This window comes from Streptomyces sp. NPDC096132, assembly GCF_044763345.1.
Taxonomy (GTDB): domain Bacteria; phylum Actinomycetota; class Actinomycetes; order Streptomycetales; family Streptomycetaceae; genus Streptomyces.
In genome coordinates this window covers 117,764-142,451 of sequence record NZ_JBIWGA010000024.1, presented here as the reverse complement: position 1 = coordinate 142,451, position 24,688 = coordinate 117,764, and the positions used below count along the sequence as shown (strand labels likewise).

Genomic DNA, 24,688 nt, shown 5'->3' with positions numbered 1-24,688 from the left:
TCAGCTTCCTCTTTGCTTCAGGACCTCGGCGAGGCTCGGCGCCTGCCGGTCCCGCTGGGACATCGATGTGACCGGCAACGGCCAGGGAATGGCGAGTTCCGGGTCGTCGAAGGCGATCGTCACGTCCTCTGACGGATCGTGCTGACGGTCGATACGGTAAGAGATGTCCGTGGTTTCGGTAAGAGCCTGGAAGCCGTGCGCGCATCCCGCCGGGATGTACACGGTCTTCTGCGTCTCGCCGGAGAGCTCGAAGAAGGCCCGGCCCAGGTACGTCGGCGAGTGAGGCCGCAGGTCCACGACGACGTCGAAGATCCTCCCGTACGAGCACCGCACCAGCTTGGCCTCGCCGGCGCCGGAGCGCAGGTGCAGGCCGCGCAGCACGCCCCGGACCGAGCGGGACAGGCTGTCCTGGACGAAGGCGTCCGGGTCGAGGCCCACCGAGCGGACCACGTCGGCGTCGAAGGTGCGGCAGAAGAAGCCGCGCTCGTCGGCGTACGGCGTCGGCTCGAAGAGGAACGCGCCCTCGATCGCGGGGACTTCGGTCGCTTTCATGGCGCCTCCTGCCGGGCGCGGGCCCCGGCGTGGCCGGTCGCCGGGAACAGGGCCGCGGTCAACTCGGTGAACTGGGCTTCGATCTGGCGGGCGGCGACCTGGTTCCGCTCGGCGAGCGTTTGCCGCAGGTCCGCGGAGTTCTTCTCCAGCTCCCGGAACTGCTCGAGCAGCCGGTCGGCGTCGACTTCGCGGGCCGGGTGGCAGTAAGCGGCGAGTCCCATCTGATCCATGAGCGCGCCGCTCTTCGCCGAGTAGCCGACCGCGAGCGTCGGCGTGCCGGCCTTCAGCGCGCAGACCAGGTTGTGGAAGCGGGTCGCCACCACGGTGTCGGCAGCCGCTACCTCCTTCATCACGTCGTCCAGCGAGGCCGCCTCGGCGGTGGTGACCAGCGGCGAGTCCACCGCGTCGAGGATCGCGGCGACCACCGGCTCGTCGAGCTCGTCGCCGGTCAGCAGCCGGACCGGCCTGCCTTCCTCGACCAGCGCGCGGACGAACCGGGTCGTCCCGGCGAGGTAGCGGCGGTGGATCTCCTCGGCCCGGGCACGGTCGTCGTTGCTGCCGTGATAGGCCATGACGCCGACGCAGACCGAGCCCGGCGGGTCGGAGGGCGCACTCGCCCGCGGCGTCGGCAGGGCGAACGCGAGGTCTCGGTAGACCCCGTCGCGCGCGGTGTCCACGCCCATCGCCCGCATCGCGTCCCGGGACCCGGCGTCCCGGTACGACCGATACGCGGCAAGCCTCGCCGACCAGCGCACGAGGGTCCGGGTCGCCCGGTGGCCGATCGCGTCCGCACCGACGCCGACCAGCGCGACCGGGGTGCCCACCAGCCGGCCGGACGCACAGAGGAGGAACAGCGCGTACGGGAAGCCCCACGGCCGCAGCGGAAGCGTGGCCTCCAGAACGCCCGCGCCCGGCACGATCACCACGTCGTGGCGACGCACCCAGGCGGCGGTACGGACAGCGTCGACGAGTTTGCCCAGCCCCTTCGCCGCGATCGCGCCCGGACGTGACGCGGTCCGGTACTCCCCGCGGTACCAGTGCATCCGCGTCGTGGGAATCCCGTACCGGGTCGCGACGACCTCGGGCCCGCTGCACAACGCGTCCACGACCGCCTCCGGGTGCTCGGTGCGGAGGTAGGTGAGCATGGACTCGAGCTGCCCGTCGTTGCCGAAGTTGCCGGCGCCGAGCAGGCCGAACAGCCCGACCCGCACCGGGGTCCGGTGTGCAGACGTCATGCCTGGCTCCCTTCACGACCGGCGACGAGGGCGTCGACGGAAACAGTGATCCGGTCCGGGTCGACCGGGGCGCGGTCCTCGACCCGCTCGCCGACGCCCGGCCGGGCCCGGCTGGTCATCCAGGCGGCCAGGTGGCGGTAGCACTCGCGCCGGTCGGCCAGGGACAACGGCGCCCGCCGGACCGCCGAGACGAAGCCCAAGACGTACTCGGCGAGCAGTCGGGGCGTCGGGTGCAGCAGGCCGGCCCGGCGCGGGTCCAGGTTGACGCACCGGGAGCGCTTCGAAGGGTTGGCCCGTTCGGCGCGGGTGGGGTGGTCGCGGCGGAAGTACAGCAGCTCCGGCACCTGGTGGAAGGGACCTTGCAGGACGATCTCGGCGACGAACGTCCGGTCCGCGTGGTGGTAGCTGTCGAGCGGCTTCACCCGGCGCAGCACGTCGGCCCGCAGCACGCCGTAGAAGTCGTCGCCGCCTGGCTCGAACAGCAGACTGCGGAAGCGCTCCGGCGCATGCGGCGAGTCGGTGGCGAGCCCGTACTCGTACGGGACCTTCACCTGACCGTCGCCGTCGATGACCGCCTGGCCGGAGTGCGCGAGGACGATGTCCGGACGCTCGTCCAGCGCCTCGACGCAGCGCCGCAGCAGGTCCCGGGCGTACAGGTCGTCGTGCGAGGCCCACTTGAACAGCTCGCCGCGGCACTGGGTGAAGACATAGTTGTGGTTCGGCGTGGCTCCCACGTTCCGGGACAGCCGGATGTAACGGATGCGCGCGTCTCGCGCGGCGTACTTGCGGCAGATGTCCTCGGTCCCGTCGGTCGAGGCATTGTCGGAGATGACCAGCTCGAAGTCCTCGTAGGTCTGGCCGAGCAGGGCGTCGAGCGACTCGGCCAGATACTCCTCGCCGTTGTAGACGGGCAGCCCGATGCTCAACCGGGGATGGGCGGTCATGGCGTCCTCACTTCACTTCACGTAGGGGTTTCTGGTCGCGCTCGCGCAGGGCGGACCGCAGCTGCAGCCACCACAGGGCCGAGGCGCTGACGTTCGCGGCAGCGGCGCCCCAGGCCGAACCGACCGTGCCGGCCAAGGCCGCCCCGCCGAGCCCGCCGCCGACATAGCAGGCAGAGGCGAACAGCTGGCAGCGCAGGCTGCGCCGGGCCGCGCCGAGCGCGCGCAGCCCGGCCGCCGCGCCGGTGCCGAGGCCCGCGCCCGCGACGCCGAAGGTGATCGCCGCAATGAGCCGCGAGGCGGAGTGCCAGACCCCGCCGAGCACCAGCTCGCCGAGCCGGTCGGGCACCAGCAGCAGCGCCCCGCCCCAGAGCAGCGCGGCGGCGGCCTGCCCGCCGCCCAGCCGGAGGCAGAACGTGCCGAGGCGGTCCGGGGCCTGCCGCAGCACCCGTGCCGCTTCCGGGACGGTGACCAGGGACAGCCCCATCAGCAGGGCGAGGAACGGGCCCATCAGGAGCTCGGCGCCCCGCACCGCACCCACCGCGCCGACCCCGACGATCGCGCCGAGCCCGTACGCCCGCAGCTGGCTCGCGCCGCTGAGGCTGACGTTCTCGACCAGGTACCGGTAGCCGAGATCGCGCTGCTCGCGAAGCCACCCGCGCGCCCCGGTCATCCGGGGCCGGATGCCGGACTGGAGGCAGCCGTACGCGGCGGCCACCGCGGCGGACGCGCCCCAGGCGAGCACGAACGCGGCCACGCTGCCCACGCGGGCCGCCACGACCATGGCCGGGACGAGCGCGATGCACCACACGAGGTCGTTGACGAACGCCTTACGCCCGGTACCGGCGGCGAAGAAGGAGAACCGCCAGGCGTCCTGCAGCAACAGCCCCGGCAGCACGACGCCGAGGCAGGCGAACGCGGGCCCCAGGCGGCCGCCGAGACCCAGCCCGGCCACCAGACACACCGCGCCGAGGGCGGCGCCGACGCCGAGCGCCGTACCCGACGAGCGGACCACCGCCCCCCGCCAGGACGCGTCCGACACGCCGCTGAAGCGCACCACGAGCGGGTCGGTGGCCAGCCCGCGGGAGACGTTGAGCACCACACCGTAGGTCACCCACGCCAGGCTGAACACACCGAACGCGGTCACCCCCAGCGAGCGGGCCACGTAGATGCCCACCGCGAAGTTGGACAGGCTGGAGGCCGCCTGGTCGGCCAGTCCCCAGGACAGCCGGCCGACGAGGGCCCGCCTGGCGGATCCGGGCGGTGGCGCCGTTGTCTGCGGATTCTCCCTCTCGGTGGTCATCGGCATCACGCCTTGATCAGCCCGGCGCCGTGGAGGGCGGCGGCCGCGGTGGCGACGGTGTCGAACGGCAGCCCGGACCGCTCGGCGACGTCCAGCAGACTGTGCTCGCCGTCGGAGAGGTTGAGTACCCAGAGCATGGCCATCTGGGCCTGCTTGGTGTCACTGCGGCCGCCGAGCGCGTCGTACAGCCCCCGTCGGCCCAGCTGTGGTTCGCCGTAAGGGCTGAGGTTCAGGTACCGCCGGTCACGGTCCAGGACGGCGAACGCCTCGCGGCAGACGGCGAGGGTGTCCGCCATCGCCTCCGGGGAGACGAAATCGAGGTTGTCCGCCGACGTGTGGTACTCGGGGTAGCCCGCGTACGGGGTCCGGGTGAGCGAGCCCACGCCCAGATTGAACCCGGGCGAGCAGAACTGCCGCTCGTCGTAGCCGTACGGGGTGAACTCGGCGATGTGGTGCGGGCGTTCGGACGCGGCCAGCACATGCCGCATCACCCGGTCGATCTCCGCGTCGCCGCGCCTGCTCTGTTTGTACGTCAAGGAGCCCGGGTCGCCGGCGCAGGCCAGCACCAGCCCGTGCTTGACCCGTTCCACCCGCTCGGCGTTGCGGGCCAGCCAGGTGATCGCCCCGATGGTGCCGGGTGCGAAGACGAACCGGTAGGTGTAGTACGGCGTCTCCTCGGCCAGCGCCTTGGCCAGGAACGTCGCCACCGCGACGCCGGCCATGTTGTCGTTGGCCAGCGACGGGTGGCAGACATGGCAGGAGACGATCACCTCGTCCGAGACCCGACCGGGCACGACGTGTTCGGCGTAGGTGAGGTGGCCGTCGGCGAGGGTGGAGTCGATGCGCACCTCGTACTCGCCGTCCGGCATCGCGTCCAGGGTCTCCTGGGCGAGGCAGAACCCCCAGTCCGGCTTGTAGTAGCTGGTGCGGTACGGCACCCAGGACGGCTGGTCGGGCAGGGTGTGCAGGTGCGTGCGCAGCTCGGACAGGGGCATGGTCTTCGCCACCGGCACGCTGTAGCCGAGCACGTGCAGGCTGGACGCGGCGAAGTCGACGACCCGGTTGCCCGCGGGGTCGGCGATGTACGCGTCCCGGATGTTCCACTCCTGCGGCACCGTCCAGTCGAGCACCTGCGTCCCGGTCGGCACCTCGTGCACGTCCAGCGGGATGTACTCGCCGACGATGTCCAGGGTGGCGCGCACACCGTCGCCGGTGATGCTCCGGCAGAGCGGGTACAGCCGCTCCACCAGGGCGTACATCTCCGCGCCGTGCTCGGTCACCGGCGCCACCGCAGGGTGTCGTCGACGGTGCCGGCCTCGGACGCGGCGCGCAGCACGGCAAGGCGGGTGAAGCGCTGGTCGAAGGCCTCGCGGGTCAGCCCGTGTTCCCGGTAGGCGTCGGCGAGTTCGAGGGCGCCCCGCTTCACCGTCCACTCGCAGTCGAAGCCGGGGATCGCGGCCCGGAACCGGGAGAAGTCCACGCGGTACGACCGCGGATCGGCACCGGTCTCGCCGGTGATCACCACCTTCGCGCCGGACACCGCCTCGGCGACCTGCTCGGCGATCTCGGCGACCGTGACGTTGTTGGTCTCGCTGCCGATGTTGAACGCCCGGTCGTGCACCGCTTCCCGCGGCGCGACCAGCGCGGCCGCGAAGGCCCGTGCGATGTCGGCGGCGTGCACCAGCGGGCGCCAGGGGGTGCCGTCGGAGAGCACGAGGACCTCGCCGGACAGGAGGGCGTGGCCCACCAGGTTGTTCAGCACGATGTCGGCACGCAGCCGGGGCGAGTAGCCGAAGGCGGTGGCGTTGCGCATGAACACCGGGGTGAAGTCGCCGTCGGCCAGCGCGTGCAGGTCGTCCTCCACCCGCACCTTGGACTCCGCGTACGGCGTCACCGGGCGCAGCGGGGCGTCCTCGGTCACCAGGTCGTCGCCGCCTGCGGCGCCGTAGACCGAGCAGGTGGACGCGTACAGGAAGCGCCGCACTCCGGCGTCGCGGGCCAGCCGGGCCAGCCGTACGGACGCGTGGTGGTTGATGTCGTAGGTGAGCTCCGGCGCCAGCGATCCCAGCGGGTCGTTGGACAGCGCGGCCAGGTGGATCACGGCGTCCACCCCGGCCACGTGGTCGGCCGTGACGTCGCGCAGGTCCACCCGGTGACCCGGCGGGTCCGCGGGCGGCTCGCCCAGCACGCAGTCGGCGAACAGGCCGGCGTCCAGGCCGACGACGTCGTGCCCGGCGGCCGTAAGGACCGGGGCCATCACGGTGCCCAGGTAGCCCTGGTGCCCGGTCAGCAGTACGCGCATGGTTCATCCCCCCAGCTGGAGCGTGAGTTTGGTGACGGCGAACGCCTCGGCGTAGCGGGCGTGACATTCGATACCGCGGATCCTCGCGAGGCCGAGGAAGGCCTCCCGGTCGTACCAGGGCCGGTGCCGCTGCGAGGCGTAGTGCTCCTGCAGCAGGTGCACCTTCTGTTCGGCGATCTCCGGCGACAGCGGCTGGTACGCCGACGGACGGCCGAGATCGCCGTCCCACTTGACGATCTCGTAGCCGAGGACCATGTGGTCGCGGAACGCGGTGGGTATCAGCTGCGCCAGGCCGCGGTGATCCTGGTGCGCGTCGTCGGTACGCGGGGCGAGGACCAGGTCCGGCTCGGTCTGCCCGCGCAGCTCCTCAACCGCGGCCTTGGCCTCCTCCCAGTGCGCCGGCATCCGCCCGTCCGGCAGTTTCAGCACGGTCAGCCGCAGGTCGGCGCCCGGGCAGAAGGCGGCGAGCGCGGCCCGCTCCTCCTGCTCCCGGTCGGTGCCGCCGCCGGAGAGCACCAGCGCGTCGACGCGGATACCCGGTCGCGCGTGGCACAGCGTCAGCAGCGTGCCGCCGGCGCCGATGGCGATGTCGTCGCAGTGCGCGCCCACCGCGACGATCCGGTCCAGGGGTCCGGCCCCGAGCCGGATCACGCTCTCGCTCCGGTACTCACGCCGTCGCGCTCCCACACGGCCCACGGGCGGTCGCCCCGGGCGTAGGCCTCGTCGAGCGCGGCCCGCTCCTTCACGGTGTCGGTCGGCTTCCAGAAGCCGCGGTGCTGGTACGCCACCAGCCGGCCCCGCTTGGCCAGTTGCGCGCATCCGTCGGCGACCAGGTCCCCGTTCTCCGGGATGTGGTCGAAGACCTCCTGACGGAGCACGAAGTAGCCGCCGTTCTCCCACAGCGGCAGTTCGCTCACCGCGGTGATGCCCCCCACCAGGCCGTCCTCGCCCAGGTCCACACAGTGGAACGAGGACTGCGGCGGCACCACCGTCATCGACGCGCCGGCGTCACGCCGGGCGAAGTTCTCGATCATCTCCGGCAGCGGGGCGTCGGTGAGCACGTCGGCGTAGTTGGCGAGGAACATCTCGTCGCCGTCCAGGTGGTGGCGTACCCGGCGCAGCCGCTCCCCGATCGGCGACTCGATGCCGGTCTGCGCGAACGTGATCGTCCAGTCGGCGATGTCGGTGGACAGCAGCTCGGTCTTGCCGCCCCGGAGCACGAAGTCGTTGGACGTCGTCTCCTCGTAGTTGAGGAAGAAGTCCTTGATGTGGTGCGCCCCGTACCCGAGGCACAGGATGAACTCGGTGTGCCCGAAGTGCGCGTAGTAGCGCATGACATGCCAGATCAGCGGTCGCGGGCCCACCATCGCCATCGGCTTGGGCACGTCGTCCGCGGCGCCGCTGCGCATCCGCATCCCGTAACCGCCGCAGAACAGTACGACTTTCATGCTGTGACCTTTCGAGACGCGGCCTCGACAATGCTCAGTTCCGGGATGGGAAAGACAAGGCGGCCGCCCCAGTCGTGCACGAAGGACAGCTGCTCGACCAGCTCGGCCCGCAGGTTCCACGGGAGGACGAGGACGTAGTCGGGCCTGTCGGCGGCTATCTGCTCGGGCGGCAGGACGGGGATGCGGGTGCCCGGGGTGAACCTGCCGTGCTTGTAGGGGTTGCGGTCGACCGTGTACGCGAGCAGGTCGGGCCGGATGCCGCAGTGGTTGAGCAGGGTGTTGCCCTTGCCCGGGGCGCCGTAGCCGACGACCGTCTCGCCGCGCTCGGCCGCGTCGATGAGGAACCGCAGCAGGTCCCGGCGGACCTTGGCCACCCGGGCGGAGAACTCGGTGTACCCGGACAGCTCCTGCAGCCCGGCGGCCTTCTCCCGGGCCAGCACGTCGGCCACCCGCTGTGTCGGTTCGCCGGCCACCTCGGCCGGCCGGGCCCACAGCCGGATGGAGCCGCCGTGCGTGGGCAGCAGCTCGACGTCCACGAGCGCGAGCCCGCCGCTGGCAAGGGCGCGGATCGCGGACGCGACCGTGTAGTACTGGAAGTGCTCGTGGTAGATCGTGTCGTACTGGTTCTCCTCGATCAGGGTCAGCAGGTGCTGCACCTCGATGGAGACCCAGCCGTCGTCGGCGACCAGGGCGCGCAGCCCCCGGGTGAACCCGACCACGTCGGGGATGTGCGCGTACACGTTGTTGGCCACGACCAGGTTCGCCGGGCCGTGCTCGGCGCGGACGGCCGAGCCGGTGTCGGGGCTCAGGAACTCCGTGAGCGTGGGCACACCCGCGTCCCGCGCCGCGGCGCCCACGTTCACCGACGGCTCGATGCCGAGGCAGCGGATCCCCCGGTCCACCACGTGCCGCAGCAGGTACCCGTCGTTGCTCGCGACCTCGACCACGAAGGCGTCGGTGCCGAGACCCATCCGCTGTACGGCGTCGGCGACGAACGTGCGCGCGTGCTCCACCCAGGAGGTCGAGTACGAGGAGAAGTACGCGTACTCCTTGAACGTCTCCTCCGGTGTGATCAGCGGAGGGATCTGTGCGAGCCAGCAGTCGGTGCAGACCCGCAGGTGCAGCGGGTACGAGGGTTCCGGTTGATCCAGTTGGTCCGCGGCGAGAAAGCTCTCACATGGTGGCGTCGCCCCGAGGTCGACGACGCTCTCCATCGCCTCCGAGCCGCACAGTCGGCATCGTGTCATCTACTGTCCCCATCCCCCCTGCTCGCGCGGGTGTCCTCGCCGCGAGCCGGTGCTGACCGCGCCGCGATCGCGGCGCGGTACTCGTCAACCAGGCGGTCAAGGCCGACCGCCGGGCTGAAACCCTGTTCGTAGCGGCGCCGGGCCGCCTTTCCCATCTCCTCGTTGCGGGCGGGCTCGGCCGCGATCCGGCGTATGCAGGACGCGAGCGAGGCGGGCTCGCCCGGCCGGTGCAGCAGCCCGGTCACCCCGTCCTCGACGAGCTCGACGAAGGCGCCGTGACCGGCGGCGACGACCGGGACCCCGGCCGCCATCGCCTCCACGACCACCAGGCCGAACGCCTCCAGCCACGTGGAGGGGGCCACCACGGCGACCGACCGCGCGACGGCCTTCCGGCACTCCGCCGCGTCGTACAGGCCGACGTACCGCACGTCGTCCCGGCCCGCCGCCCAGGCGGTCACCTCTGGCTCCAGTGGCCCCGTGCCGGCGATCACGAGCGGCACGCCCACACCGCCGCCGGCGGCGATCTCGTCCCACGCGGCCATGAGCAGCCGTACGCCCTTGGCCTCCGCGAGCCGGCCGAGGTAGAGCAGATGCTCGCCGTCACCCTCCCGGCGGTCGTCCGGGTCGGGCACGAAGTTGTGCTTCACCGCCAGCCGCTCGGCCGGCAAGCCGGCCCGCACCAGGACGTCGCGCTGCGCCGCGGAGATGCAGAAGAACCGCTCCACGCCGGACCACCACCGCCGCCGGTTGACCGACAGGCTGACCGCGAGCGGCACCGTCGCCAGGCGGGAGTTCCGGTAGCAGCCGTGCCGGACGGCGGGCAACGGCGCGGACCCGACGCACTCGGTGCACGGCCGGCCGTCCCGCTGCAGAGTGCCGGGCGGGCAGACCTGGGTGTAGTTGTGCAGCGTGGCGACGGCGGGCACGCCGGCGTCGGCGCAGGCAGCCAGCACCGCGGGCGACAGCAGCGGGAAGACGTTGTGGACGTGCACCACGTCCGGCCGCTCGGTGCGAAGCCGGGCGGCGAGCTCCGTACGGACCGCCGGGTTCCACGGCACAAGGAGCGGTACCGCCACCTTGCCCAGCAGGGACCGGGCGGCGATGTCGTCGCTGCGCCGCTCGAACACCTCGACCCGGTGGCCCGCCCCGCGCAGCAGCGCCACCTCCTGGTCGACGACCTTGTTCTCTCCGCTCGGCTGCGCCGAGGCGTAGCGGTTGTGCACTACCAGGACGTGAAGGCCGTGCATGCTCAGCTCACCTCCGATCTCTGGGCCCATCGCGGGATGCGTTGGCGTGGGACTACGGGCGTCGAAAGGGGAGCGGCCCCGGCAGGAGTCGCCAGCAGCGAGGCGGCGAGGGCCAGATGCAGCAGATAGGGGGAGGCGTCGCCCAGCCCGGCCTCGGTGTACGACGCGATCCCGCAGTAGCTGATCAGGAAGATCGCGCAGGCCCTCGAGAGCGACGGCGGCCGCAGCAGCGCGACGCCGCCCAGCACGGCGATGATCGCCGCCACCAGGGCGATGCCGGTCACGCCCTGCTCGTTGTAGACGGCCAGCCAGCTGTTGTCGATCGGGAGCCCGTCGAACGACTTGTCGCCCAAGCCCATGCCGAACAGGTACTGCGAGGTCGTCCGGGGTGCCGCCAGCAGGGCGTGCCAGACCTTGGCCCGGCCGGTGAGGCTGGCGAAGTTCTCCTGGCTCTGCCCGCGCAGGAACCACGCCTGGAGCGCGGAGCTGAACGCCACCGCGGCCATCGTCGCGCACAGCACCGCCCAGGTGAAGAACCGGCGGGCGGCGGCGCTGGTCAGGATGAGCGAGCCGATCGCCAGCACCAGCCCGATGAGCAGGCCGACCGTGGCCGTCCGGGTATGGGTCAGCGCGAGCAGGGCGAGGGAGGGCACGATGACCACCGCCGCGCTGGTCCGGTCCGTCCGGCGCCCCAGGAGCAGCAGTACGGTGAGCCCGATGATCACCGCGGCGTACTGTCCGATCTGCGGCGGGGTGAGCGGCCACAACACGCCGACCAGCCGCCCGCCGTAGACCCCGGACAGGGCGGTGCCCGGCGAGATGACCAGGCCGGCGGCCACCGACCCGAGCACCACGAAGTACATCCGGATGTGGTGCCGGACGAACGTCGTGCCGCCGTCCCACCAGCGGCTGAGCAGCCACAGCGTGCCGGTGAAGAGAGCCAGCCGGGCGCAGCGGAACAGCGCGCCGAACCCGGCCTCCTGACCCACGCTGGAGATCAGGCTCGGCACCAGCAGCAGGGTGAGCAGGAACACGTAGGCGCTGGGCCGGATGCGCACCCGGGGGTTGACCACGAGCGCCAGCGCGAACGCGGCGACCAGCGAGCCCATGGTGACCATCTGGATGAGGGACCGGGGCAGCGGGATGATGGTCGCCCCGGCGGAGCCGAGGGTGTTGAGGACGAGCAGCCCCCAGACCACCCCGACGATCTTCGACGTGTGGTTCGTGCCCATCTCAACCACCGCCCCCTGCGCGGAAGGTGCTGCCCGCGTCCTGCCGGTACGGCGTGTGCCGCCACTGCTTGACGTCGACCGTCCGGCTCGCGTCGTGGACGACGAAGGTCCACGGTCCGACGTAGACGTTGTCATACCAGCGGTTGTGCTGCTCGCTGGTGATCGCCAAGGCCACCCGCTCGCCTTGGTACGGCGACCAGTCCGGATAGGTGCCGTAGTTGGACAGCACCGCCATGCGGTCGCACTTCACCGTGCAGCCGACGGCGGACTTGTCCAGCACGAAGCGGTTGTCGTGGATGTCCACCCGCTGGGTCTTCCACCGGCAGTCGGAGTAGAGCGGTGCCTTGGCGATCGCCGGCTGTACGCAGCGGTCGGTGTTCTTCACCAGCAACGTGCAGTCACCGGACGACGTGTTGGCCGGGCTGTTGCAGAACCGGTCGGCGTTCTCCCACAGGGTGATCCCGGACCAGTTGTTCTCCAGCACGTTCCGATAGATCTCGATCTTGTCCGTGCGGGCCCGGATCCGCGGCTCGCCGCCGGATTCGGAGAGGTAGACGGTCGCGAACGGGAAAGTGTCGCCGCCGGCGGCGTTGGCGCGGCCCTCGACCCAGTTGTTCCGCCGGATCGTGTTCTTCCGGATGACCGCGTTGTAGCTGATCTCGTAGATCAGCGCGGCACCGTCGTTGTCCTCGATCAGGTTGTCCTCGATGAGGAAGTCGTTGTTGTTGGTGTCCGCCCACAACCCGGTTCCGCGGTTGTCGTGCACCCAGTTGCCGCGTACGTCGGCGCCGTTCACGGCCCAGAACTTGACGCCTCCGCTGCAGCCGCAGTCAGGCCGCCGCCGCTCCCAGTCGTCCTTGTTGTTGCCCACGATCTCGTTGCCCTCGACCACCAGGCCGCTGATCGCGTCGGCGGCCTGGTACGCGTTCATGCCGTACTGGCCGTTGTCGCGCAGACAGTTGGCGCGGACCTGCTGGCGGGCGCCGGCCATCAGCCCGGCGCCGGAGTTGTTCTGGATCGTCGCGTGCTCGATCACCCAGCCGTCGGCCGAGTCGTGATTGACCACGCCCTCGTCACGGGGCGCGACGAACCCCTGCACGGTCAGGTAGCGGATCGTGACGTCGCGGGCGGTGCCGCCGAACGCGTACTGGTTGTTCTTGCGACCGTCGAGCACCGCGCCGGGCGCGCCGAGGTAGACGTCCCCCTCCTTGGGGATCACCTGGTCGTAGTCGTCCGACATGAGCGTGTGCTTGCCCGGCCGGAGCCAGAAGGTGGTGTGCGGGGGGCTGTTCTCGGTCTTCGCGGCCAGATCGCCGGGCACCGCCGGGTCGACCGTCACCGCGCCCGCCGGCGCCTTCGCAGGCCCGGCCGCGGGCTTGGCACACACGCGGGCCACGGAGGTGGAGGGCCCAGGGGTCGGCTTCGGCGCCGCGTCCGTCGTGCTGCTGTCACAGCCGGTCGCCGCCAGCAGGGCCAGCGCCAGCGGTGCCGCCGGCCAGAGCCGGTGCCGCCACTTGATGCCCACGTGTCCTCCCCCCTGCCTAACCGTGGAACCCGAGTACGGTGGTGAACCCCTGAGTGCCGGCGGTGAAGCCGGTGCCGATCAGCACGGTGGCGGGTTCCTTGCGTCCGAAGCCGGGGGAGTACCAGCCCAGCGGTGGGTCGCTCTCGCCGCGGTGGGCACACCAGTTCAGCTCCTCGGGCAGATCGAGCGCCGCGGAGCGGTCCTCGCCGCCCCGGGTCCAGGTGAGCCGCGCCCGGTTCCCCACCAGGTCCGCGGTGATCGCCGGGCCGAGGTGGAACGCCAGCCGCACGGCCCGGCGCGGGCCGCGCACCTCGTCGACGATCCTCAGCTCCCGGCTCGCGGCCGTCAGTTCCACCTGGCGGCGGTGCGCGGAGGGTTCGTAGCCGTCGTGCTCGGCGCACCAGCGGGCCGTCCCCCCGGTGGCGGACGTGTCCGCGACCAGGACGCGGGTGCGGGCATGCCGGGTCCATAGGAACGGGCCGCCGGAGACGGACTGGTCACCGCCGTCCAGTTGCAGGGTGTTGTGGCCGAGGGTCGACCGGAAGTACTGCCGCCACTCGGGCTGCCCGTGGTAGCAGAACGTCCCCGGGTCGGCGAGAACGTCGACCCCGTCGTGCCGGACCTCCACGGACAGCGCGTCCGCGTGAGCATGCGCGGCGATGGACAGGAAGCCGTGCGGGCCCCCGTCGCAGCGGCACCAGATCTCCGTGTTCTCCGCCGGACCGCGCAGGATGGTCATGCCCGCGTCGGCGAAATGGGCCGGCCTGCTCACCGGGCGGGACACGGCCGGTCCGGTTCCGTCCTTCGCGTACGGCCGGATGAGCGCGGCCAGCAGCGGGGTGCGCACGTCGGTGCCGGTCACCGCCGGCCACCAGCCGAGCCGGCCGAAGACGGCGTCCCCGGTGGCCAGCAGGGAGCCCCAGCGGTCGGTGCCCGCACCGTCCACGACCAGGCCGTACCCGTCGTCCGAGTCCCCCTGCCGCGGCGGGCGGAGCCGGTTGTCCACGACGGCCGCGAGGGCGTCGGTCATCCGCAGCAGCACCAGCCGGACCGTCGCGGGGACCGGCACGCCCGCGGCGTCCGCCTCGGCCACCGCGGCCAGACCGAGCTCCAGCACCAGTCCGTGGTACTCGCTGGCCAGCTCGCGGTTGAGGCCGGAACCGAAGGTGTTGCCGCGCAACTGCCGCTCCAGCGACCGCAGCGCGTCGGCCCGCCAGCGCGCCGAGTCGGGGAACCACCCGAACGCGCAGGCCGCGGCGAACTGGCCGGCGGCCTCCGCGATGACGTGGTTGTTCGCCGAAGATCCCCGGCTGGGGAAGGCGGCCAGCCAGCGCTGGTGGTGCCAGATCTGGCCGAGGGCCACCGGGTTGCCCTCGAACAGAGCGGCCACGCCCGGCCAGCCGTCGAGCAGCCGGCGGATCCACACCCAGGACAGCAGCCGGATCCCCAGCTCGATGCCGCTGACCCAGTGCACTCCGCGCAGCGGCGCGTTGCCCGCCCACCACGACCGCAGGTGCGCGGCCACGCGCTCGGCGTACCGCTCGTCCCCGGTGATCGCGTAGGCGGCGGCGAGCACGGTGAGGTACTGGTGCCGGGACAGCTCCCAGATCTGCTTGATGTCCCCGACCGCGTCCTCGTTCCGGTACGGCACGTCGAAGGCGTAGCCCCAGGGAGCCCGGCGCCCGGTCTTCGGGTCGTACCACCAGTCCGGGTCGGCCAGGTCGTCGCGGACCACCCCGAAGTACTCGACGTGCCCGGCCATCAGCCGGTCCGCCTCGGCGATGAGACGTTTCGCGGCGTCCGGCGCCACCGCGGCGATCGTCCCCGCGGGCAGTACGGCGGTGAAGTGGGCGCCGGTCACGCTCGGGCCGTGCGGCCGCACCGACCGCCACCGCCGCCTGCGCACCGCGTCGCCCACCCGGCCGCCGACCTCCCGCGGCCCCATCCGGGACAGCCGCCGCAGGTACCAGCCCGCGCTCATGGTCACAGGGCCCTCGCCAACGTCACCGGCGCGCCGCCGGCCAGGCCGGCCTGCACGGCGAGGGTGGCCGCCGTGGTGGCGACCAGCGACTCCAGCGGCACCGGCATCGGCCCGCCGGTCCGCACGGCCTTGACGAACGCGGCCAGTTCGGCGTTCTGGCCCTTGTCCCGGGCCTTGGGCAGCCGCGAACTGACCCACCGCTTGCGGCCGTAGACCGAGGCACGGACGAAGTCGTCGAGCCGCAGCACCTTCCCGTCCGCGACCAGGTCCAGCGTCTCCTTGGGGAAGCCGGGCGCGCCGGTGGTGACGTAGCTGATGGTGGCGATGGACCCGTCCGGGTAGCGCAGGACGACTTGCAGGTCCTCGTTGCCGGAGGGCGCGACCGCGTAGACGGAGACCGGGTCGGCGTCGAGCAGCCAGCTCGCCGTGTCGATGAAGTGGCCGCCCTCGCCGGCAAACCGTGAGCCCTCGCTGCCCTGCTGGAGGTACCAGCTGCCGTGCTGCAGTTGGCCCGCGTTGACCAGGTAGCGCAGGCTCGCCGGGCCGGTCCGGGCGCCGAACCGCTCCCTGGCCTCCTGCAGCAGCGGCGCGAACCGGCGGTTGAAGCCCACCTGCAGCCGGTCGTTGCCGGACTCCTCCACCGCGGCGAGGACGCCGGCCAGCTCGTCCTCGGTGAGGGCCAGGGGCTTCTCCACGAACACCGTCTTGCCGGCCAGCAGTGCCTTTCGGGTCAGTTCGGCGTGCGAGCTGTGCCGGGTGACCACGAACACCGCGTCGATGGACTTGTCGCCGAGCACTGCGTCGAGGTCGGTGGTCGCCTCGGCGAAGCCGAACTTGCGCTGAGCGTTGGCCGCGGACAGCGCGGTCGTGGTGACGACGGTCGACAACTCGACGCCGTCGCGCTGTGCCAGGTGCGGCAGCAACATCGACGTCGCGTAGTTCCCGGCGCCGACGAACGCCAGCTTCACCGGCGTCCTGGTGGCGCCGGCCCGGCTCGGCTTCATGCTTCGAGTGGGCACAGCCACCGCGGGCACGGCCACCGCCGGGGCCTTCGCTTCCTCCGCTTCCCCCGCCTGTTCGGGGTACCGGAACAGCGCGGTGATGGCCTTCAGGTCGCCGTCCTTCAGGCGCTGATAGGTCTCGACGGCGTCGTCGAAGTCGGCGACGTGGGAGATCAGGGGCTCCACGTCGACCTTGCCGCGGGCGGCGAGGTCGAGGAAGCACGCCAGGTTGCGGCGCTCGGTCCAGCGCACGTAGCCGATCGGGTAGTCGCGCCCCTCCAGCTCGTACTCCGGGTCGTAGCGCCCGGGGCCGTAACTGCGGGAGAACCGGACGTCGAGTTCCTTCTCGTAGTACGCGTTCCACGGCAGGTCCAGGCGGCACTTGCCGATGTCGACGACCCGGCCGCGGTCCCGGCAGAGCCGGGCGGCCAGTTCGACGGGCTGGTTGCTGCCGCCGCCGGCGGCCAGGTACACCTGGTCCACGCCATGGCCGTCGGTGAGCTCGGCGACGGCGGTCTCCACGGCCGCGGACGCGGGATCACCACAGGCCGCGGCGCCCAGGCGCTCGGCGAGCTCGCAGCGCGCCGGGTCCGGGTCGGCCCCGACGACGCGGACTCCCGAGGCGGCGAGGAGCTGCACCACCAGCTGCCCGATCAGCCCGAGGCCGATGACCAGCGCCACTTCGCCGAGCCGTGACTCGCCCTGGCGGACGCCCTGCAGCGCGATCGACCCGACGGTGCCGAAGGCCGCGTGCCGGGGCGCGAGGCCGTCCGGCACCGGGGTGTAGAGGTTCTTCGGCACCCAGTTCAGCTCGGCGTGCAACGCGTGCTCGTTGCCGGCGCAGGCCACGAGGTCGCCGACCTTCACATCGTCGATCCCGGCGCCGACCTGCTCGACGACCCCGCACAGCGAGTAGCCGAGCGGCGTGTAGGAGTCCAGCTTGCCCATCACCTTGCGGTAGGTGGCGGGCACACCGTTGGTGGCCACGCTCTGCATGACCTTGGCCACCTGGTCCGGCCGGGAGCGGGCCTTGCCCAGCATCGACATGCCGGCCTCGGACACCTTCATGAGCTCGGTCCCGGTGGATATCAGCGAGTAGGCGCTACGGACCAGCACACCGCCCGGCTTGCACCCCGGCACCGGCACGTCGAGCACCGCCAGCTCGCCGCTCTTGTAGTTCTGTACAACCTGTTTCACCCGAACCCCCTGATTCCTAAGCCGTTTGCCGAGTGCTCTGGCCGGACCCAGAGGTCGCGTCGCGATACCAGTACTCGAGGGTCAGCACATGCCACAGATGCTTGGAGAAGTCCCGCTGCCCTGCGGCGTCCTCGGCGACCATCCGCGCCAGCGCGTCGCGGCGCAGCAACCCGGAGCGGACGAGCACACCGTCGTTCACCACCTCGCGCACCAGCGGTGCCAGATCCCGGCTCATCCAGGCGCGCAGCGGGGCGCTGAACAGGCCCTTGGGCCGGTACACGATCTCCCGGGGGAGGACCGAGGTGGCCGCCTCCTTGAGGACGGCCTTGCCCTGCCGTCCGACGATCTTGCGGTCACCGGGCACGGCGAACGCCGCCCTGACCACCTCGACGTCCACGTACGGCACCCGGACCTCGGTCGACGCGGCCATGCTGGACCGGTCCGTGTACGTGAGGTTCAGGCCCGGCAGGAACATCCGGGCGTCGCCCAGGCACATGCGGTTGACGAAGTCGTCGAGGTCGTTGTCCTGGTAGACGTCCGCATGCTCGGTCAGCACGTCGTCGACCGTCCCCGCCAGGTCCGGATCGACCAGGGCGAGCAGCTCGCCTCGGTCGTACATGGTGTAGCTGCGCCGGAACGCGGTCTCCTCCGGCAGATCGGCGAAGGAGAGGAACCGCTTCGCGAAGCGCACCGACCGGTACCCCCGCCGGGCCGAGGCGACCGGCAGCCGGTCCACGGCTCGGGACAGCCCGCGCCGCACGGGCCGCGGGACGCGCTGGTAGCGCAGCGCGAGCAGGTTGGCCAGGTGCTTGCGGTACCCGGCGAACAGCTCGTCGGCGCCCATCCCCGAGAGCATCACCTTGACGCCGGCCTCCCGGGCGGCCACACAGATCAGGAACGTGTTGATCGCGGCGGGGTCGCCGATCGGCTCGTCCAGGTGGTGCGTCATGTGCGGCAGCAGGTCGAGCACGTTCGGGGCGATCTCGATCTCGTGCAGGTCGACACCGAACCGCTGGGCCACCTGCCGGGCGTAGCGCAGGTCGTCCGGCATCGCCTCGAACCTGGCGTCCTCGGCGCGGAACCCGATCGTGTAGGCGGAGATCCCCGGTTGGTGGCGGGCCGCCAGCGCGGTCAGGTAGCTGGAGTCGAGACCGCCGGACAGGAAGGTCGCCACGGGTACGTCGGAGAGCAGGTGGCGACGGGTCGACTCCTCGACCACGGCGGCGATGTCCGGCTGTTCACCGGCCCGGGCCCGCTCCCGGCCCTCGGCGGCTACGTCCTTCAGGTCCCAGAACCGGCCGCGCTCCACCCGGCCGTCGGGCCGGCACCTCAGCCAGCTCCCCGGCGGCAGCTTCTCCGCCTCGCGGAACGCGCACCGTGAGTCCGGCACCCAGTAGTACAGCAGGGAGGCCACCAGTGCCGCGTGGTCCACCTCCAGCAACCCGCCGGTCGCGGTGGCCAGCGCCTTCAGCTCGGAGGCGAACATCAGCCCCTCGCCGCGCCGGAGCAGGAACAACGGCTTGATGCCGAGCTGGTCGCGGGCGAGCACCAGCTCGCCGGTCCGCTCGTCGAAGATCCCGAACGCGAACATGCCGCGCAGCCGGGGCAGACACTCCGTGCCCCAGCGCCGCCAGGCCTCCAGCAGCACCTCGGTGTCCGAGGTACCGCGGAAACGCACCCCGGCGGCTGCCAGCTCGGCACGCAGCTCGGGCGCGTTGTAGAGCTCGCCGTTGTACGTCAGCACGAGGCCGCCCGAGGCCATCGGCTGGGCTCCGGTCTCGGACAGGTCGATGATGGCCAGCCGGCGGTGTCCGAGGTGCACTTCGCCGTCACCGGCGGGGTGGCTGTACCGGCCCGCCCCGTCCGGACCGCGGTGGGCGAGGGTATCGGTGAGCCGGTCGGTCACGACCTTCCCGTCCGGCCATCGGTACGTGCCTGCGATGCCACACATGTCCTACCGCGCCTCCTGGTCGTTGTCCGGGACTCGGGCGGCCCACATCGGCAGCCGCTCCGTCCGCCGTGGGGCCTCTCCCACGGCCTGAACGGCGTGGGAGGTACCCCCACCGTTCTGCCGGGCCGGCCGCTCGCTGTTGCCCCGCAGCGCGATGTGCGGCCCGTCCCACAGCGTGCCGTCGGTCCGGTCACGCGGATCGGGGTCGATCAGCACCACACCGATCACCGGAATGTGCTGGTCCGTGAGCTGCCGCGCCACGGTGTGCAGCCATGCGGCGCTGCCGTGCCCGGCACGCACGACCAGTACCGTCCGGGTGCCGAGGTACTGGAGGTCGGTCCACGCGGTGCCGGGCGTCACCGAGCCGACGCCGAGCCGGCGTTCCTGGTGCGACCCGGCCGCGGCACGCTCGCCGGTGACCACGGCCGGGTCGCCCGGCTTCGGGCGGCGGCGGGCGAGCTGCCGGCCGGGCAGACCGTCGACGACGACCACCGGCCCCTCCTCCGCCAGTGCCCTGGCGAGGTCCAGTGCGACCGCGCTCGTGTTGCGCGCGCAGCCCAGTTCCAGCAGCGACACGGGTTCCGCCGAGCCGCGCACGTGGCGGGCCAGGGACGTGGTGAGCCGTTCGCGTGCCGCCCGGACCCGGCGGCGCTGCCATCGCCCCGCCGACCGGTGGGGCAGCTCCGCGATGACCGAGGCGCCGAGGTTCGCGGCGATCTCCCGGCGCAGCACGGGACGGTCCGCCACCACCGCGCCGACCGCGGCCACCGCGAGCCCGAGGAAGAGCCCGAGGAAGAGCCCGATCGCGGCGTCGGTGGCAGCGGCCCTGGGCAGGGACTGCCGCACCACGTGCGGGGCGTCCACGATCTGCGTGCCGGCGACGAGTCGGGGCGTGCCGATGCTCGCCTCTCCGGCGCGCTGGCCGAAATCGGTGATCTGCGAGGTGAGTTCGGCCCGGCGGGCGTAGAGCGACTCCAGGTCCGCCGACGACTCCGGCCCGTTCGCCTCGGTTCCGTCTCCGATCGCCTTGTTGACCTGGGCCAGTTGGTCCTTCAGCTGGTCCCGCTGGTCGAGCAGCGCCTTGGCCTCGGCGTGCGCGGCCTCCTGTATCCGCTTCACATGGTCCGTGACGAACGCATCGGCCAACGCCTCGGCGCGTGCCACCGCTTCCGCGTCGCTGTCACCGGTCACGGTGATCTGCAGCATGTTGTTGGTCAGACCGGTACCGCTGTAGTCCTGCATGAAGTCCTCGGCGTCTTCCCGGGACTTGAGGGACTTCAGGGCCTGGTCGGCGATCCGCGTGGTCTGCAGCAGCGCGACGTCGGTGCGGATCAGCGTTCCGGGGTCGTTCGGCTGGTCCTCCTCATGCGCGACCAGCACCTTGGTCACCGCGGTCGGCGGCTGCGGCAGCAGGAAAGCCACCGTCGCGCCGACGAGCAGCCCCAGCAGCGCGAGGGAGCACCACAGGCGGCGCCGCCTGCGCACCGCCGCCATCAGGGACTGCAGATCAAGCAGCGGAGCGGCGGCCGACGACTCCGGAGTCGTACTCGTCGTCACCCTGTGACTCCCGTCGCGTCGTCCAGTTCGCCGTCGAAGGCCGCGAGCGCGGGTACGGCGGCATGCCGGGGGTGGTCGGCCGACCGCGTCGCACGGACCGGACCGGCGAGGACGATGCCGACGACCGCGTGCTTGGCGTCCGCACACCCCTCGGCGACACCGGCGAGCTCCCCGGCGGTCCAGCTGCCGGCGCTGAGCACGACCAGGGCACCGGCCTCGTGGTCGCGGTCCGGCACCATCGGCCGGGACACCGAAACCGCCACAGCTCGCAGCAGCGGATCGCTCCCGGCGTCGGCGACGAGCTGCCCGGCGGCCCGGCGGGCGATCTCGTCACCCTCGAGGAAGACGACCAGCAGCCGCCGCGGGGCGGGCAGCCCGTCCCGGAGACGGGAGCACACCCGCCGGTAGCGGATCTGTCTGCTGGCCTCGTCGCCGGACGTCTGCGGGGTCGGGATGTCCCACCGGACGTCGAGGCCCAGCAGCCGCCGCATCCAAGCCCGCGGGCCCTTGCCTCTCGGCCGGTGCAAGGGCCGTTCGACCGGTACGTCGACGGTACCCAGCAGCTCCGAGCCCAGCGCCGCGGTGATCTCCGATTCGCCGCGCAGCCGACGGCTCATCCGCGCGGCGGTGAGATGCCCGATGACCGCGAACAGGAAGAACAGCAGCGCCCCGCCGGCGATGAGCTGCGTCCTCGTGGGCGGTGCCTCGCCGGTCGGCCGGGGCGCCGACCCCATGACGACCATGTTCTTCGCCTCGGAGTCGGCCGGGTCGGCCTGCTTCAGCGTGGTGATGGCCTCCCGCAGCGCGGTGCGCAGCTGCTCCAGCTCGGTGCGGGTCTGCACGCTCTCCACGGTCTGCCCCGGATCGGCCGCGTCGGCCAGATCGCTGATGCGGCGGCTGGTGTCCCGCACCGACTGCTGCAGTGCGGCGAGTTCCTCCGCCGCTCCGGGGTCGCCGCTCTCGGTCGCGATCCGCGTGGCGTAGGAGACGAACTCCTTGGCCACCTGGTCGCAGAGCCGCTGTGCGCGGTCCGGGGTGTCGGCCGTGCCGGAGATCTTGATGATGTTCCCGTCGGTGGCCTTGGCGCTGACCTGATCCCGCAGGTCGCTGCCGCTCACCCCGGTCCAGCCGAGCGTGGCGGCCGCGCGGTCGACCACCACCGAACTGGTCGCCACCTCCGTCTGCGTCAGCAGCTCGCGCTCCTCCCACGTCCCCGGCAGCAGCACCGATGCCGACGTCGTGTAGCGCGGCGGAAACAGTACAGAGGCGCCGTAGCCGACGAGCGCACCCACCAGGGCGAGGATGGTGAGCAGCCGCCGGCGCCGGCGGAGGATCCGCCCGATCGTGACCAGGCGTATGGCGTCATCGTTCAACTGCGCTGCCTCTTCCCTGCGCGGTCCGGGGCGCTTGCCGACACCGGGGTGTGCTCACGGCAGGCAGCGGCGTAGGCGGCGAGCAGCGACGCTTGCGAGTTCCGCCAGGAGAGCGGTCCGCTGATCCGCTCCTGGCCGATCTTGCCCATCCGGGCCCGCCTCTCCGGATCGTCCAGCAGCAGCGCGACGAGCTCGGCGAACGCGGCCTCGTCGTTGGCGGGCGCGTAGACGGCGGCGTCACCGGCGGAGACCCGCGCCTCCTTCAGGTCGAAGGAGACGATCGGCCGGCCCATCGCCATGTACTCCAGGACCTTGTTCATGGTCGACACGTCGTTGAGCGGATTGCGCGGGTCGGGGGAGAGGCACACGTCCGCGGTGGACAGGTAGCGCACCAGATCGGCGTCCGGGATGCGCCCGGTGAACTGAACCTGCTCCGAGAGCCCGAGTCGCCGGGACAGCTCCACCATCGCGTCGAAGGCGTCGCCGGAGCCGACGAACACCGCGTGCCAGTCGGTCCGCCCGCACTCGTCGCGCAGCTTCGCGAGGGCGCGCAGGGCGTAGTCGACGCCGTCCTGCGGGCCCATGACGCCCAGGTAGCACAGCAGATGGGGCTTGCCGCGCTTCAACTCGGGCTCGGGCGGCACCGGTTGGAACCGGTCGACCTGGGGCGCGCTGCGCACCACGAAGACGTCCTCCGGCCGCCGGCCGCCACGGCGCACCGCGACGTCCCGGTAGCTCTCGTTCGTGGCGAGCACGACGTCCGCGGCCCGGTAGGTCCGCCGTTCCAGCGCGCACACGGCGCGGTAGAGCAGATCCTTGCCGCGGTCGAACCGGGAGAGGTACAGCTCGGGTACCAGGTCGTGCTGGTCGAAGACGAACCGCGCGCCGCGCCGCTTCAGCCACAGGGCCGGCAGGAACAGCAGGTCGGGCGGGTTGCAGGCGTGGACCACGTCGACCGGGCCGACCTTGCGGGCCAGCCGGACGGTGTGCCACAACGCCGATCCGTACTCCCGCAGATAACCGGCCGGCCCTCCGGTGGCCGCGCGCAACGGGTAGCGGTGGATCCGCACCCCGTCGATCTCCGCCTCCGGTTCCGTGTCCCGCTTGCTCCCCTGGGGACAGATGACGTGCACCGTCCAGCCCGCGTCGCGCAGCGTCGTGCACTCCTGCCACACCCGCCGGTCGAACGGCACCGACAGGTTCTCCACCAGGATCAGCGCGCGCCGGTCCGGCCGGTCGCCGCCGGCCGTGTCACCGAACGATGTGTCACCAAGCAAGGCCCATGTACCCCGGTTCGGCCCGGCGCGCCTCGGCGTCGGGAAGGCGGATGAGATCGACGATCACCGGTCCGCCCGCATGGGGCAGCGACGACACCACGGCCGGATCCCTGGTCCCGACCAGGCACACCTCGGCGTGCTCGAGCACCTCGTCGACGGAGTCCGCGAGCAGCTGCGCGAGATGCGGCAGCCGGCTCTCGATGTACTCGCGGTTCGCGCCGAGCAGCCGGGACAGGCTCACATTGGCGTCGTAGATCTTCAGGTCGTACCCCTTGCCGAAGAGCCTCTCCGCCAGCTCGACGAGCGGGCTCTCGCGGAGGTCGTCGGTGCCGGGTTTGAAGGACAGCCCGAACATTCCCACCCGGCGCTTGCCGGTGCGCTCGACCAGGTCCACCGCGCGCTGCAGATGATCGGCGTTGGAGGCCAGCACATGGGAGAGGATGGGCACCGAGACGTCGGCCCGCTGCGCCGCGTGGACCAGGCTGCGCAGGTCCTTGGGCAGGCAGGAGCCACCGAAGGCGAAGCCGGGCCGCAGGTAGGCGGGGCTGATGTTCAGCTTGCGGTCGGCCAGGAACACGTCCATCACCTGGTGCGAGTCCACCCCGAGCGCCTGGCACACCGCGCCCAGCTCGTTCGCGAAGCCGATCTTGAGGCCGTGGAACGCGTTGTCCGCGTATTTGATCGCCTCGGCCGTCGGGACCGGCACCCGGAACACCTCGCCGGGCAGGCCCTCGTACAGCGCCCTCACCGTGTCGCCGCTCGCCGGGTCGAGCTCGCCGATGACGGTCTTGGGCGGGTCGAAGAAGTCCCGCACGCTCGTGCCCTCGCGCAGGAACTCCGGGTTGACCGCGACCCCGATGTCCACCCCGGCCGTGCCGCCGACGTACTTCTCCAGGATCGGCACCAGCAGGTTCAGGCAGGTGCCCGGCAGCATGGTGCTGCGGAACACGACGGTGTGCCGGCCCCCCTGCCCCGCCCCCTCGGCCAGCGCGGCGCCGATCTGCTCGGTGACCCGCTCCAAGTACGTGGTGCACAGGCTGCCGTTGGGCTCCGACGGCGTGCCCACGCAGACCAGCGACACCTCGCTGCCCATGATCGCCTCGCGGACGTCGCCGGTGGCGCGCAACGCCCCGGTCCGCACGACCTCGGCGATGAGCTCGCCGATCCGCTCCTCGACCACCGGGGCCTTGCCGTCGTTGACCAGGTCGACCTTCACCTGGTTGACGTCCACCCCGATGACCTCGTGACCCATGCTGGCCAGGCACGCGGCCGACACGCAGCCCACGTAGCCGAGCCCGAAAACGCTGACTCTCATGACC

General features: G+C 71.9%; 19 protein-coding genes. All 19 read right to left on the bottom strand.

Annotation, left to right across the window (positions count from 1 at the left end; genetic code table 11):
- From rfbC to ACIRF9_RS40290, 19 genes are read right to left on the bottom strand one after another with little or no spacing between them, the layout of a single operon-like run.
- Complete coding sequence (gene rfbC, locus ACIRF9_RS40380) at positions 1–552, bottom strand: dTDP-4-dehydrorhamnose 3,5-epimerase (RefSeq protein ID WP_403833048.1); 552 nt, start codon at positions 550–552, stop codon at positions 1–3.
- Entirely contained in the window at positions 549–1,787 is a 1,239-nt protein-coding gene (locus ACIRF9_RS40375; RefSeq protein WP_403833045.1) for a polysaccharide pyruvyl transferase family protein, read from the bottom strand. The genes rfbC and ACIRF9_RS40375 overlap by 4 nt, the downstream gene beginning before the upstream one ends.
- Entirely contained in the window at positions 1,784–2,731 is a 948-nt protein-coding gene (locus ACIRF9_RS40370) for a glycosyltransferase family 2 protein (protein ID WP_403833043.1), read from the bottom strand. Before ACIRF9_RS40370 ends, ACIRF9_RS40375 begins: the two co-directional genes overlap by 4 nt.
- A gap of 7 nt (positions 2,732–2,738) precedes the next feature.
- Entirely contained in the window at positions 2,739–4,031 is a 1,293-nt protein-coding gene (locus ACIRF9_RS40365) for a hypothetical protein (RefSeq protein ID WP_403833040.1), read from the bottom strand.
- Between the two features lie 5 nt (positions 4,032–4,036).
- Positions 4,037–5,320: a DUF4910 domain-containing protein gene (locus tag ACIRF9_RS40360; protein ID WP_403833038.1), complete on the bottom strand. Its 1,284-nt coding sequence runs from the start codon at positions 5,318–5,320 to the stop codon at positions 4,037–4,039.
- Complete coding sequence (locus tag ACIRF9_RS40355) at positions 5,308–6,333, bottom strand: NAD-dependent epimerase/dehydratase family protein (protein ID WP_403833035.1); 1,026 nt, start codon at positions 6,331–6,333, stop codon at positions 5,308–5,310. Before ACIRF9_RS40355 ends, ACIRF9_RS40360 begins: the two co-directional genes overlap by 13 nt.
- A gap of 3 nt (positions 6,334–6,336) precedes the next feature.
- Positions 6,337–6,984 (bottom strand): PIG-L deacetylase family protein, encoded by a 648-nt coding sequence (locus ACIRF9_RS40350; protein ID WP_403833034.1) that lies wholly within the window; start codon positions 6,982–6,984, stop codon positions 6,337–6,339.
- Positions 6,981–7,781, bottom strand: a complete 801-nt coding sequence (locus tag ACIRF9_RS40345) for a glucose-1-phosphate cytidylyltransferase (RefSeq protein WP_403833032.1) — start codon at positions 7,779–7,781, stop codon at positions 6,981–6,983. Before ACIRF9_RS40345 ends, ACIRF9_RS40350 begins: the two co-directional genes overlap by 4 nt.
- A complete protein-coding gene (locus tag ACIRF9_RS40340; RefSeq protein ID WP_403833029.1) occupies positions 7,778–9,028 on the bottom strand; it encodes a class I SAM-dependent methyltransferase in 1,251 nt (416 codons plus the stop codon). The genes ACIRF9_RS40345 and ACIRF9_RS40340 overlap by 4 nt, the downstream gene beginning before the upstream one ends.
- The gene (locus ACIRF9_RS40335; protein ID WP_403833027.1) at positions 9,025–10,275 is read right to left on the bottom strand and encodes a glycosyltransferase; all 1,251 of its coding nucleotides are present in this window, start codon (positions 10,273–10,275) and stop codon (positions 9,025–9,027) included. The genes ACIRF9_RS40340 and ACIRF9_RS40335 overlap by 4 nt, the downstream gene beginning before the upstream one ends.
- Before the next feature lie 2 nt (positions 10,276–10,277).
- Positions 10,278–11,507 (bottom strand): O-antigen ligase domain-containing protein, encoded by a 1,230-nt coding sequence (locus ACIRF9_RS40330; RefSeq protein ID WP_403833025.1) that lies wholly within the window; start codon positions 11,505–11,507, stop codon positions 10,278–10,280.
- A 1-nt stretch (position 11,508) separates the two neighbouring features.
- Positions 11,509–13,032 carry a right-handed parallel beta-helix repeat-containing protein gene (locus tag ACIRF9_RS40325; protein ID WP_403833023.1) on the bottom strand — a complete coding sequence of 508 codons (1,524 nt, stop codon included), beginning with the start codon at positions 13,030–13,032 and terminating at the stop codon, positions 11,509–11,511.
- 16 nt (positions 13,033–13,048) lie between these two features.
- Positions 13,049–15,013 carry an alginate lyase family protein gene (locus tag ACIRF9_RS40320; protein WP_403833020.1) on the bottom strand — a complete coding sequence of 655 codons (1,965 nt, stop codon included), beginning with the start codon at positions 15,011–15,013 and terminating at the stop codon, positions 13,049–13,051.
- Between the two features lie 2 nt (positions 15,014–15,015).
- Positions 15,016–17,211, bottom strand: coding sequence for a bi-domain-containing oxidoreductase (locus ACIRF9_RS40315; protein ID WP_403833016.1), 2,196 nt, complete (start codon positions 17,209–17,211; stop codon positions 15,016–15,018).
- Between the two features lie 16 nt (positions 17,212–17,227).
- Positions 17,228–19,162, bottom strand: a complete 1,935-nt coding sequence (asnB, locus tag ACIRF9_RS40310; RefSeq protein ID WP_403833014.1) for an asparagine synthase (glutamine-hydrolyzing) — start codon at positions 19,160–19,162, stop codon at positions 17,228–17,230.
- Positions 19,163–19,165: 3 nt separating this feature from the next.
- Positions 19,166–20,719 carry a Wzz/FepE/Etk N-terminal domain-containing protein gene (locus ACIRF9_RS40305; protein WP_403833012.1) on the bottom strand — a complete coding sequence of 518 codons (1,554 nt, stop codon included), beginning with the start codon at positions 20,717–20,719 and terminating at the stop codon, positions 19,166–19,168.
- Entirely contained in the window at positions 20,716–22,092 is a 1,377-nt protein-coding gene (locus ACIRF9_RS40300; RefSeq protein WP_403833009.1) for a Wzz/FepE/Etk N-terminal domain-containing protein, read from the bottom strand. Before ACIRF9_RS40300 ends, ACIRF9_RS40305 begins: the two co-directional genes overlap by 4 nt.
- Positions 22,089–23,369, bottom strand: coding sequence for a glycosyltransferase family 4 protein (locus ACIRF9_RS40295; RefSeq protein ID WP_403833006.1), 1,281 nt, complete (start codon positions 23,367–23,369; stop codon positions 22,089–22,091). The genes ACIRF9_RS40300 and ACIRF9_RS40295 overlap by 4 nt, the downstream gene beginning before the upstream one ends.
- Positions 23,359–24,684 (bottom strand): nucleotide sugar dehydrogenase, encoded by a 1,326-nt coding sequence (locus tag ACIRF9_RS40290; RefSeq protein ID WP_403833004.1) that lies wholly within the window; start codon positions 24,682–24,684, stop codon positions 23,359–23,361. The genes ACIRF9_RS40295 and ACIRF9_RS40290 overlap by 11 nt, the downstream gene beginning before the upstream one ends.
- Between the last annotated feature and the right edge of the window lie 4 nt (positions 24,685–24,688).

What these genes read in the sequence shown, in the direction of transcription:
- ACIRF9_RS40345 (WP_403833032.1), bottom strand. Translation starts at nt 7,781, where the DNA reads ATGAAAGTCGTACTGTTCTGCGGCGGTTACGGGATGCGGATGCGCAGC.
- asnB (WP_403833014.1), bottom strand. Translation starts at nt 19,162, where the DNA reads ATGTGTGGCATCGCAGGCACGTACCGATGGCCGGACGGGAAGGTCGTG.
- rfbC (WP_403833048.1), bottom strand. Translation starts at nt 552, where the DNA reads ATGAAAGCGACCGAAGTCCCCGCGATCGAGGGCGCGTTCCTCTTCGAG.
- ACIRF9_RS40320 (WP_403833020.1), bottom strand. Translation starts at nt 15,013, where the DNA reads ATGAGCGCGGGCTGGTACCTGCGGCGGCTGTCCCGGATGGGGCCGCGG.
- ACIRF9_RS40335 (WP_403833027.1), bottom strand. Translation starts at nt 10,275, where the DNA reads ATGCACGGCCTTCACGTCCTGGTAGTGCACAACCGCTACGCCTCGGCG.
- ACIRF9_RS40340 (WP_403833029.1), bottom strand. Translation starts at nt 9,028, where the DNA reads ATGACACGATGCCGACTGTGCGGCTCGGAGGCGATGGAGAGCGTCGTC.
- ACIRF9_RS40355 (WP_403833035.1), bottom strand. Translation starts at nt 6,333, where the DNA reads ATGCGCGTACTGCTGACCGGGCACCAGGGCTACCTGGGCACCGTGATG.
- ACIRF9_RS40365 (WP_403833040.1), bottom strand. Translation starts at nt 4,031, where the DNA reads ATGACCACCGAGAGGGAGAATCCGCAGACAACGGCGCCACCGCCCGGA.
- ACIRF9_RS40330 (WP_403833025.1), bottom strand. Translation starts at nt 11,507, where the DNA reads ATGGGCACGAACCACACGTCGAAGATCGTCGGGGTGGTCTGGGGGCTG.
- ACIRF9_RS40370 (WP_403833043.1), bottom strand. Translation starts at nt 2,731, where the DNA reads ATGACCGCCCATCCCCGGTTGAGCATCGGGCTGCCCGTCTACAACGGC.
- ACIRF9_RS40375 (WP_403833045.1), bottom strand. Translation starts at nt 1,787, where the DNA reads ATGACGTCTGCACACCGGACCCCGGTGCGGGTCGGGCTGTTCGGCCTG.
- ACIRF9_RS40290 (WP_403833004.1), bottom strand. Translation starts at nt 24,684, where the DNA reads ATGAGAGTCAGCGTTTTCGGGCTCGGCTACGTGGGCTGCGTGTCGGCC.